At 73.1% G+C, this 9444-nt stretch carries 11 protein-coding genes; 10 read left to right on the top strand and 1 reads right to left on the bottom strand.

Annotation, left to right across the window (positions count from 1 at the left end):
• The 6 genes from C1I97_RS24155 to C1I97_RS24180 form a co-directional block, all read left to right on the top strand.
• Window positions 1-239, top strand: a 239-nt coding sequence (locus C1I97_RS24155) for an acetyl-CoA carboxylase biotin carboxyl carrier protein subunit (RefSeq protein ID WP_146608276.1), incomplete at its 5' end; no start/stop codon positions are given.
• A complete protein-coding gene (locus C1I97_RS24160) occupies window positions 236-1426 on the top strand; it encodes an acyl-CoA dehydrogenase family protein (protein WP_111005284.1) in 1191 nt (396 codons plus the stop codon). The genes C1I97_RS24155 and C1I97_RS24160, both read left to right, overlap by 4 nt.
• Window positions 1427-1492: 66 nt before the next feature.
• Complete coding sequence (locus tag C1I97_RS24165) at window positions 1493-2227, top strand: enoyl-CoA hydratase family protein (RefSeq protein WP_111005285.1); 735 nt, start codon at window positions 1493-1495, stop codon at window positions 2225-2227.
• The gene (locus tag C1I97_RS24170; protein ID WP_111005286.1) at window positions 2215-2853 is read left to right on the top strand and encodes a TetR/AcrR family transcriptional regulator; all 639 of its coding nucleotides are present in this window, start codon (window positions 2215-2217) and stop codon (window positions 2851-2853) included. Before C1I97_RS24165 ends, C1I97_RS24170 begins: the two co-directional genes overlap by 13 nt.
• 34 nt (window positions 2854-2887) lie before the next feature.
• Entirely contained in the window at window positions 2888-3469 is a 582-nt protein-coding gene (locus C1I97_RS24175; protein ID WP_111005287.1) for a hypothetical protein, read from the top strand.
• 263 nt (window positions 3470-3732) lie between these two features.
• The gene (locus C1I97_RS24180) at window positions 3733-4761 is read left to right on the top strand and encodes an isopenicillin N synthase family dioxygenase (protein ID WP_111005288.1); all 1029 of its coding nucleotides are present in this window, start codon (window positions 3733-3735) and stop codon (window positions 4759-4761) included.
• Between the two features lie 30 nt (window positions 4762-4791).
• Here C1I97_RS24180 and C1I97_RS24185 read toward each other — a convergent pair whose 3' ends face one another.
• Entirely contained in the window at window positions 4792-5892 is a 1101-nt protein-coding gene (locus tag C1I97_RS24185; RefSeq protein WP_111005289.1) for a citrate synthase 2, read from the bottom strand.
• Between the two features lie 299 nt (window positions 5893-6191).
• On the opposite strand from C1I97_RS24185, the gene pdxH reads away from it, so the two are divergent.
• The 4 genes from pdxH to C1I97_RS24205 form a co-directional block, all read left to right on the top strand.
• Window positions 6192-6869, top strand: coding sequence for a pyridoxamine 5'-phosphate oxidase (pdxH, locus tag C1I97_RS24190; RefSeq protein WP_111005290.1), 678 nt, complete (start codon window positions 6192-6194; stop codon window positions 6867-6869).
• A 92-nt stretch (window positions 6870-6961) separates the two neighbouring features.
• Window positions 6962-7717, top strand: coding sequence for an SIS domain-containing protein (locus C1I97_RS24195; protein ID WP_111005291.1), 756 nt, complete (start codon window positions 6962-6964; stop codon window positions 7715-7717).
• Window positions 7718-7770: 53 nt separating this feature from the next.
• Window positions 7771-8316 carry a GNAT family N-acetyltransferase gene (locus C1I97_RS24200; RefSeq protein ID WP_111005292.1) on the top strand — a complete coding sequence of 182 codons (546 nt, stop codon included), beginning with the start codon at window positions 7771-7773 and terminating at the stop codon, window positions 8314-8316.
• Window positions 8317-8377: 61 nt separating this feature from the next.
• Window positions 8378-9444: PAS domain-containing protein (locus C1I97_RS24205; protein ID WP_111005293.1), on the top strand; the 1067-nt coding region annotated here is incomplete at its 3' end.

Genomic DNA, 9444 nt, shown 5'->3' on the forward strand with positions numbered 1-9444 from the left:
CCCCCGGCTCGCTGCTCGCCCCCATGCCCGGCACCGTCGTCCGCGTCGCCGACGGGCTGGCCGCAGGGGCCGCCGTACGGGCCGGGGAGCCGCTGCTGTGGCTGGAGGCGATGAAGATGGAACACAAGATCTCCGCGCCCGTCACAGGGACGCTCAGCGCCCTGCACGCCGTCCCCGGCCGCCAGGTCGAGGTCGGCGCCCTGCTCGCCGTCGTAGAGGCACACCGGGAGGATCAGTGAGCGCCACACTGGAAACCGACGAACACAAGGCCCTGCGCGCCGCCGTCGCCGCACTCGGCAGGCGCTACGGCCGCGACTACCTCACCCGGACCGTCGCCGAGGGCCGCCGCCCCGCCGAACTGTGGGCCGAGGCGGGCAAACTCGGCTACCTCGGCGTCAACCTCCCCGAGGAGTACGGAGGCGGAGGCGGCGGCATCACCGAACTCGCGATCGTCCTCGAAGAACTCGGCGCCGCCGGCTGCCCGCTGATGATGCTCGTCGTCTCACCCGCCATCTGCGGCACCGTCATCGCCCGCTTCGGCACCGAGGAGCAGAAGCGGACCTGGCTGCCCGGCCTCGCCGACGGTACCCGCACCATGGCCTTCGGCATCACCGAACCCGACGCCGGCTCCAACTCCCACCGCATCACCACCACCGCCCGCCGCGACGGCGCCGACTGGCTGCTCACCGGCCGCAAGGTGTTCATCTCCGGTGTCGACACCGCCGACGCCGTACTGATCGTCGGCCGTACCGAAGACGCCCGCACCGGACGCCTCAAGCCCTGCCTGTTCATCGTCCCGCCGAACACCGAGGGCTTCCAGCGGAACCCCATCGACATGGAACTGAACGCCGCCGAGAAGCAGTTCGAGCTCGTCCTGGACGACGTCCGGCTGCCCGCCGACGCGCTTGTGGGTGGGGGCACCTCCCACGCTTTCGGCAGTGGGGGAGAGGACGCGGGTCTGCTGCAACTGTTCGCCGGACTCAACCCCGAGCGCGTCATGACGGCCGCCTTCGCGATCGGCATGGGCCGCCACGCGCTCGCCCGCGCCGTGGAGTACGCGCGCGAACGCACCGTCTGGAAGACACCCATCGGCGCCCACCAGGCCATCGCCCACCCGCTCGCCCAGGCGCACATCGACCTCGAACTCGCCCGCCTGATGATGCAGAAGGCCGCCCACCTGTACGACACCGGCGACGACATGGGCGCGGGCGAGGCCGCCAACATGGCCAAGTACGCGGCCGGTGAGGCCTGCGTGAGGGCCGTCGACCAGGCCGTGCACACCCTCGGCGGCAACGGCCTCACCCGCGAATTCGGGCTCGCCTCGTTGATAACGGCCGCACGCGTGACCCGTATCGCCCCGGTGAGCCGGGAGATGATCCTCAACTACGTCTCCCACCAGAGCCTGGGCCTGCCCAAGTCGTACTGAACCGTACCGAGACGCCCGCCGGCGTGCGAGCAGGACCGTGTTCAGCAGCGAGTACGAGGAGCAGTCATGACGTTGATCCGACGTACGCGCGCGCGTGCCGTCGAAACGCTCGGCCTGGACTCGCCGGACAACCGCAACGCCCTGTCGGCGGCGCTCGTCGGCGAACTGGCGGGCGCGCTGGCCGACTGCGCCGAGGACGACGAGGTCCGCGCGGTCGTCCTCACCCACACCGGCAACACCTTCAGCGCGGGCGCCGACCTGCGCGACCCTCCCCGTCCGGACGCCCTGGTCGGCCTGCTGCGGCAGATCGTCGAACTGCCCAGGCCGGTCGTCGCCCGCGTCACCGGACACGTCCGCGCCGGCGGCCTCGGCCTGCTCGCCGCCTGCGACATCGCGGCCGCCTCGCACCAGGCCACCTTCGCGTTCACCGAGGTGCGCATCGGCGTCGCCCCCGCGGTGATCTCCCTGCCGCTCCTGCCCCGCACCGACCCGCGCGCGCTCGCCCGTCACTACCTCACCGGAGAGCGCTTCGACGCGGCCGAGGCCGTCCGGACCGGCCTGGTGACCGCGGTCGGGGACGACGTCGACGCCGTACTGGAGCCGGTGCTCGACGGCCTGCGCCGCTCCTGCCCCCAGGCCCTGGCCGAGACGAAGAGGCTGCTCACGGCTAGGGTGCTGGAAGCCTTCGACCGGGACGCGGCCGGCCTGACCGCGCTCTCGGCCCGGCTGTTCTCCTCCGCGCAGGCGCGCGAGGGCATGACGGCCTTCCTCGAACGACGGGATCCGGGATGGGTGGTGTGACCACACAGGACCACGCGGACCGCACGGACCGCACGGCCCGCACCGAGCGCGTCCCCAAGCAGGACCGCAGCCGTGTCACCCGGCAGCGGCTCCTGCAGTCCGCCGTGGACTGCCTCGCCGAACACGGCTGGGCCGGCTCCACGGTGTCCGTCGTCGCCGAACGCGCCGGAGTCTCCCGCGGCGCCGCCCAGCACCACTTCCCCACCCGCGAGGACCTGTTCACCGCCGCCGTCGAGTACGTCGCCGAGGAACGGTCCACCGCCCTGCGCGCCCTGTTCCCCCAGAGCGCGGCCGGTGACCGGCACGCCGTGGTCGCCGCCCTCGTCGACCTCTACACCGGCCCCCTCTTCCGCGCCGCCCTCCACCTGTGGGTGGCCGCCTCCGACGAGGACCAGCTGCGCCCCCGCGTCACCGAGCTGGAGGCCCGCGTGGGCCGCGAGACCCACCGCATAGCCGTCGAGCTGCTGGGCGCGGACGAGGCCCGCCCCGGCGCCCGCGAAACCGTCCAGGGCTTCCTCGACATGGCCCGCGGCCTGGGCCTGGCCAACCTCCTCACCGACGACACCGCCCGCCGCGAACGCGTCGTGACCCAGTGGGCGGCCCTGCTGGAACAGGCGCTGGGCTGAGGGCGATGTCAGTGGCCGGGGCTACGGTTCCGGCATGGGTGATCACTTCCAGACGATCGTCGACCTCGACGTGAGCCCGCGGGACGCGCCGCGGTCGGCGCGGCGCGCGGTCGAGTGGCTCGTGGCGGAGGGCATCGTGCTCGCCGAGCGCACGGACTGCGTCCTGGGGCAGCCGCTCGGACATCCACCGGGCCCGAACTGGCAGCGGGCGGTGGCCGAGGACGACGGGGACCGGGAGCCGTACGACGGACTCGCCGTGTACACGGGGCGCACCGTGTTCCACGGCGGCCAGGGCGGGTCGGAAGCGGTCCACTGCCCCCGCTGCGCGGCCACCACACGCCTGTACACCGACCGCTGGGAGCTGATCGTCGAGGCGTGGACACCGTTCTCGGAGGCCATCGGCACCTGGCACACCACGGGCGCCGCCGACGTCGAGTGCCCCGCCTGCGCCGCCTCCGTCCCGCTGCCCGACTGGGCCTGGTCCGACGACTACTTCGCCTTCGCCCACCTCGGCCTCGAGTTCTGGAACTGGCCGCGGTTCACCGAGGACTTCCGCGCCCGTACGGCCGACGTCCTGGGCGGCCACCGCACCGCCTACGTCTGGGGCAAACTCTGACTCCCGGGCACCCGTGAACGCGGCCACACCCGCATCGACCGCCCGCAGTACCCTGTGCGCATGCTTCTGCTGCTCGTGCGACGCCGCCACGTGGACTACGTACGCGTCACGAGCATGGGCTGTCGGCGCTCTGCCTGATCCGGCCCTCCTCAAGCGGCGACCCGATCGCCCGCGCACCTCACCCGGTTCCTCCCCTCCGGCACCCGTGCCGCGCGCCCACCCATGGCCGCGGTCCGGGCCCCGTACACCCTGCGGACGTGACCATGACGAACACGGCGACGAACCCGTCGTACGACCAGCTCCCCCTCATCGACCTCTCCGCGGCCGACCGCGGTCCCCAGGCCCGGGCGCTGCTGCACGCGCAACTGCACAGCGCCGCCCACGACGTGGGCTTCTTCCAGCTCGTCGGGCACGGCGTCACCCGGGCCGAGACCGACGCGCTGCTCGACGCCACGCACGCCTTCTTCCGGCTCCCCGAGGCCGACCGCCTCGCCCTGGACAACGTCAACTCGCCGCACTTCCGCGGCTACACGCGCACCGGGGACGAGCGCACCGGCGGCGCCCGCGACTGGCGCGACCAGCTCGACATAGGCGCCGAGCGGCCCGCCCGCGTCCCGGGGCCGGGCGAGCCGGCGTACTGGTGGCTCCAGGGCCCCAACCAGTGGCCCGCCGCCCTGCCCGAGCTGCGCACCGCCGCCCTGCACTGGATCGGCCGGCTCAGCGGTGTCGCCCACAAGCTGCTGCACGAGCTGCTGACCGCCATCGGCGCGCCCGCCGACTTCTACGACCCGCTCTTCGGCGAGCACGCCCACCCGCACCTCAAGCTCGTCCGCTATCCCGGCAGCGCCGGCGACGGCACCGACCAGGGTGTCGGCGCCCACAAGGACTACAACTTCCTCACCCTGCTCCTGCAGGACGGGATCGGCGGACTCCAGGTGCAGCGCGAGGACGGCCTCTTCCACGACGTGCCGCCGGTCCCGGGCGCGTTCGTGGTCAACCTCGGAGAGCTGCTGGAGGTCGCCACCAACGGCTACCTGGTGGCCACCAACCACCGGGTCGTCTCCCCGCCCGGCGCCACCGAGCGGTTCTCCGTGCCGTTCTTCTACAACCCGCGCCTGGACGCCCGCATCGCCCCGCTGCCCTTCCCGCACGCCTCCACCGCGCCCGGCGTCACCGACGACCCGGGCAACCCGCTGTTCGCGGAGTACGGCCACAACGAACTCAAGGGAAAGCTGCGGGCCCACCCGCTGGTCGCCGAGCGGCATCACGCGGAGCTGCTCAGCCCCGCGTGACGCGTCGCACGCGCGCGTGCGACGGCCGGGTCAGCGCACGAGGTCCTCGTGGCCCTCGATCTCCCGGGGGCTGCGCGGCCCCGGGCCCACGTAGCGGGCGGACGGCCGCACGAGCCGTCCCGTCCGCTTCTGCTCCAGGATGTGCGCCGACCAGCCCGCCGTACGCGCGCACGTGAACATCGACGTGAACATGCTCGCCGGCACCTCGGCGAAGTCCAGCATGATCGCCGCCCAGAACTCGACGTTGGTGGCCAGCACCCGGTCCGGGCGGCGGTTGTGCAGCTCCTCCAGGGCGGCCTTCTCCAGGGCCTCGGCGACCTCGAACCGCGGGGCGCCGAGCTCCCGGGCGGTACGGCGCAGCACCCGCGCGCGGGGGTCCTCGGCCCGGTACACCCGGTGGCCGAAGCCCATCAGCCGCTCACCGCGGTCCAGGGCCTTCTTGACGTACCCCACGGCGTCCCCGGTCCGCTCGATCTCCTCGATCATGCCGAGGACGCGGGAGGGCGCGCCGCCGTGCAGCGGGCCGGACATCGCGCCCACCGCGCCCGACAGGGCGGCCGCCACGTCGGCGCCGGTGGAGGCGATGACGCGGGCGGTGAACGTGGAGGCGTTCATGCCGTGCTCGGCGGCGGACGTCCAGTAGGCGTCGACGGCCGCCACGTGCTTGGGGTCCGGCTCGCCCCGCCAGCGGATCATGAACCGCTCGGTGATCGAGTGCGCCTTGTCGATCTCCCGCTGCGGCACCATCGGCAGGCCCTGCCCGCGCGCCGACTGGGCGACGTACGACAGCGCCATCACGGCGGCCCGCGCCAGGTCCTCGCGGGCCTGCTCGGCGTCGATGTCCAGCAGCGGTTTCAGCCCCCACACCGGGGCGAGCATCGCCAGTGCCGACTGGACGTCCACGCGGATGTCACCGGAGTGCACGGGGATCGGGAACGGTTCGGCGGGCGGCAGGCCCGGGTTGAAGGCGCCGTCGACCAGCAGCCCCCAAACGTTGCCGAAGGAGACGTGACCGACGAGGTCCTCGATGTCGACGCCCCGGTACCTCAGGGCACCGCCCTCCTTGTCCGGTTCGGCGATCTCCGTCTCGAACGCGACGACTCCCTCGAGCCCGGGTACGAAGTCGGACATCAGGCGGCTCCTCGTGGGTCTGTGCGACAGATGGTGCGATGGGGGTGACGACCAGGTGTCGGATGTCGGAGGTTTCGGGAACGGGTGTCCGCCGGTCGGGTCCACGGCCTAGGTCTGCGGCTCGCGGTCCGTGACGGTCATCCCTGTCATGCCCCGTGCCGGGGGCGGTCACCCCACGGGTACGGCAGCAGCACCATAACCCCGAGTGTCACGAAAGGGGAGATGTACCGGCACCCAGTGCCACTCGCTGACCGGGGGCACCCCGTGGCGGCGCCCCGCCGATACGGCAGGATGACCGCGTGACCGACCGAGAAGCCGGCGAGACCGCCCCCTTCGACCTCGCCTCCATGCGCAAGCACTACCGGGAGGAGGGGCTGACCGAGGCCGGTCTGGCCGACACCCCCGTGGCCCAGTTCGCCCGCTGGTTCCAGCAGGCCGCCACCGAGGGCCGGCTGTTCGAACCCAACGCCATGGTCGTCTCCACCGCGGACGCCGAGGGCCGGCCCAGCTCCCGCACGGTGCTGCTGAAGTCCTTCGACGAGCGGGGCTTCGTCTTCTACACCAACTACGGCTCCCGCAAGGGCCGCGACCTCGCCCGGAACCCGTACGTCTCCCTGCTCTTCCCCTGGCATCCGATGGCCCGCCAGGTCATCGTCCAGGGAGTGGCCCGCCGCACCGGCCGCGACGAGACCGCCGCGTACTTCCGCACCCGCCCGCACGGCTCCCAGCTCGGCGCCTGGGCCAGCGCCCAGTCCACGGTGGTCTCCACGCGCGCGGAGATCGACGCCGTCTACGCCGAACTGGCCGCCCGCTATCCCGAGGGCGAGCAGGTCCCCGTCCCGCCGCACTGGGGCGGCTTCCGGGTCGCCCCGCGGTCGGTGGAGTTCTGGCAGGGCCGCGAGAACCGCCTGCACGACCGCCTGCGGTACGTCGCCGAGCCGGACGGCGGCTGGCGCGTGGAGCGGCTGAGCCCCTGACGCACGCCGTCACGGGCGCCGTATTGACACGGCTGTGGTCCAGACCTCACCGTGATCCGCGACACACAGCCTCCCGAAGGGACGGTCCGCGCATGAGCGACCGCACGCCGGCCGGCCGGTTCTTCGACGCCGCCATCGGCCTGCTCCAGCGGGTCCGCGACGAGGAGGCCGAGGCGATCGCCGCCGCCGGGACGCTGCTCGCCGACACCGTGACCGCCGGCGGCCGCCTGTTCGCCTTCGGCGCCGGCCACTCCTCCCTCGCCGCCCAGGACGTCGTCTACCGCGCCGGCGGCCTGGCCCTGATGAACCTCCTCGCCGTCCCCGGCGCCGTCGGCGTCGACGTCGTGCCCGCCACCCTCGGCTCCGCCCTGGAACGCGTCGACGGCCTCGCCACCGCCGTCCTGGACAGCTCACCCGCCCGCTCCGGCGACGCCCTCGTGATCATCTCGCTGTCCGGCCGCAACGCCCTGCCCGTCGAGATGGCCATGAGGGCCCGTGCCCTCGGCGTGCGCGTCATCGGCGTGACCTCGGTGGCCTACGCCACCGGGACCACCTCCCGGCACGCCTCGGGGACGTACCTGAAGGACCACTGCGACATCGTCCTCGACTCCAAGATCGCGGTCGGTGACGCCGAACTCGCCCTCGACACCGTCGCGGCCCCCTTCGCCCCCGCCTCCACCGTCGTCACCACCGCCCTCCTCCAGGCGGTCCTGGCCACCACCGCGACCACCCTCGCCGAACGCGGCACCGAACCCCCGCTGCTGCGCTCCGGCAACGTCGACGGCGGCCACGAGTGGAACCGCCGGATCTTCGATCAGTACGCGGACCGGATCTTCTACCGGCGCTGACCGGCACGCGTAAAGCGATTGACGCCCCCGGGCGCCTGCGGTTCGCTGCCCGCATGCCCGATCTTCGTATCGCACCCGTGAGGGACGAAGGCACGCTGCGCGACTGGCGGCACGTCCACAACGTGATCGTGCCGCCCGCCGCGCTGAGCCTCGACGAGGTGCGCGAGCGCAACGGCCGCCACCGGCTGGAGAACGCCTACCTCGGCGACGTCCTCGTGGGCTGCTCCACCGTCCGGCCGCCCGAGGGCGAGGACGCCGTCGCCACGGTCATCGCGCGCGTGCTCCCCGAGCACCGGCGCGGCGGGATCGGCACCGCGCTGTACGAGAACGGCCTCGCACACGCGCGCGTGCTCGGCGCGAAGGCGGTCGAGACCGTCGTGCTCGCCGCCAACGAGGACGGCGTGCGGTTCGCCGGGGCACACGGCTTCACCGAGACCGAGCGCTACGTGCTCGTCGGCGAGACCGATCTGTGGCTCACGCTGCGCCTGACGGTCCCCGAGGGGTGGTTCCCGCTTCGCGGGAGCGTCCGCGCACAACGATTCCTTCGAACTCTTCAATCTTGCGGGAACTCGGTGTGTGCTGGGTCACGTTCAAGTTGAATGACAGCCAGTGAGTGAACCGAAGCGCCGTACGTGCGGACGCAGCCTGCAGGGGGTCCAGGTGAGTGCTTCCCGGCGTAGTGGGGCCACCGACGCACTCGGGCCGGAGGAGCCCGAGCCGGAGCGGGGCGGTCCCCGGGGCCCGGACTGCCCCGGCAGCCATGACGGCTCCGACCTGCTCGCCGCCCTCCTCGACGGCATGGACGCCGCGCTGTGCGCCTTCGACGCCGACGGTGTCGTCACCCACTGGAACCGCGAGGCCGAGCGCGTCCTCGGCTGGACCGCGGCCGAGGCCGTCGGCCGACACGGCCTGGCCGGGTGGGCCGTACGCAGCGCGGACGCCGGGGAGGTCGAGGGACGGCTGATGGCCGCCATGCACGCCCCCGGACGGCAGGTGCACGAGTTCGCGCTGCTCACCAAGGACGGCGGCCGTGTACTCGTACGCACCCAGTCCGCGGCCGTGCACGGACCCGACGGCAAGCCCGCCGGCCTGTACTGCGCCTTCAGCGAGGTGCACGCGCAGATCGACCTCGAGCGGTCCATCGCGCTCAGCGAGGCCCTGTTCGAGGACGCCTCCTGGGGTGTCGTCCTCGTCGACGCCGACCTGCGGCCCGCCGTCGTCAACGCCCACGCGGCCCGCGCTTTCGGTGCCGGCCGCACGGTGGTCCTCGGCCGGCCGCTCGGTGAACTGCTCTCCCAGGGCGTGGAGGAACTCGAGAGCGCGCTCACCCACGTCCTCGCGGAGGGCGCCCCGCCCGCCCCCGCCGAGATCTGGGTGAGCGTACGCACCCCGAAGGGCGACAGGCGGCGCTGCTGGCGCAGCGGTTTCGTCCGGCTCACCTCACCGCTCGCCGAGGAACCGGTGCCGCTCGGCGTCGCCTGGCTCTTCACCGACGTCACCGAGGCCAAGCAGGCCGAACAGGAGGCGTCCCTGCTGCGGTTCCGCACCAACCAGCTGCACCGGGCCGTCCGCGCCGCCGCCGAGTGCGAGGACCCCGCCGAGGCCGCCACCGTCCACCTCGACTTCGCCCTCGCCGGCTTCGCCGACCACGCCCTGATCGACCGCGTGGCAGGCGGCACCGCCCCGCCCGACCACGAGACGGCGGCCCCGGTCCGGCTGGTACGCAT

Origin of the sequence: Streptomyces sp. NTH33, assembly GCF_003236365.1 — a bacterium.
Taxonomy (GTDB): Bacteria; Actinomycetota; Actinomycetes; order Streptomycetales; family Streptomycetaceae; genus Streptomyces.

Coding starts and splice junctions, on each gene's coding strand:
- C1I97_RS24165 (WP_111005285.1), top strand. CDS start 1,493: ATGACGTTGATCCGACGTACGCGCGCGCGTGCCGTCGAAACGCTCGGC.
- C1I97_RS24170 (WP_111005286.1), top strand. CDS start 2,215: ATGGGTGGTGTGACCACACAGGACCACGCGGACCGCACGGACCGCACG.
- C1I97_RS24195 (WP_111005291.1), top strand. CDS start 6,962: ATGAGCGACCGCACGCCGGCCGGCCGGTTCTTCGACGCCGCCATCGGC.
- C1I97_RS24200 (WP_111005292.1), top strand. CDS start 7,771: ATGCCCGATCTTCGTATCGCACCCGTGAGGGACGAAGGCACGCTGCGC.
- C1I97_RS24185 (WP_111005289.1), bottom strand. CDS start 5,892: ATGTCCGACTTCGTACCCGGGCTCGAGGGAGTCGTCGCGTTCGAGACG.
- C1I97_RS24180 (WP_111005288.1), top strand. CDS start 3,733: ATGACGAACACGGCGACGAACCCGTCGTACGACCAGCTCCCCCTCATC.
- C1I97_RS24175 (WP_111005287.1), top strand. CDS start 2,888: ATGGGTGATCACTTCCAGACGATCGTCGACCTCGACGTGAGCCCGCGG.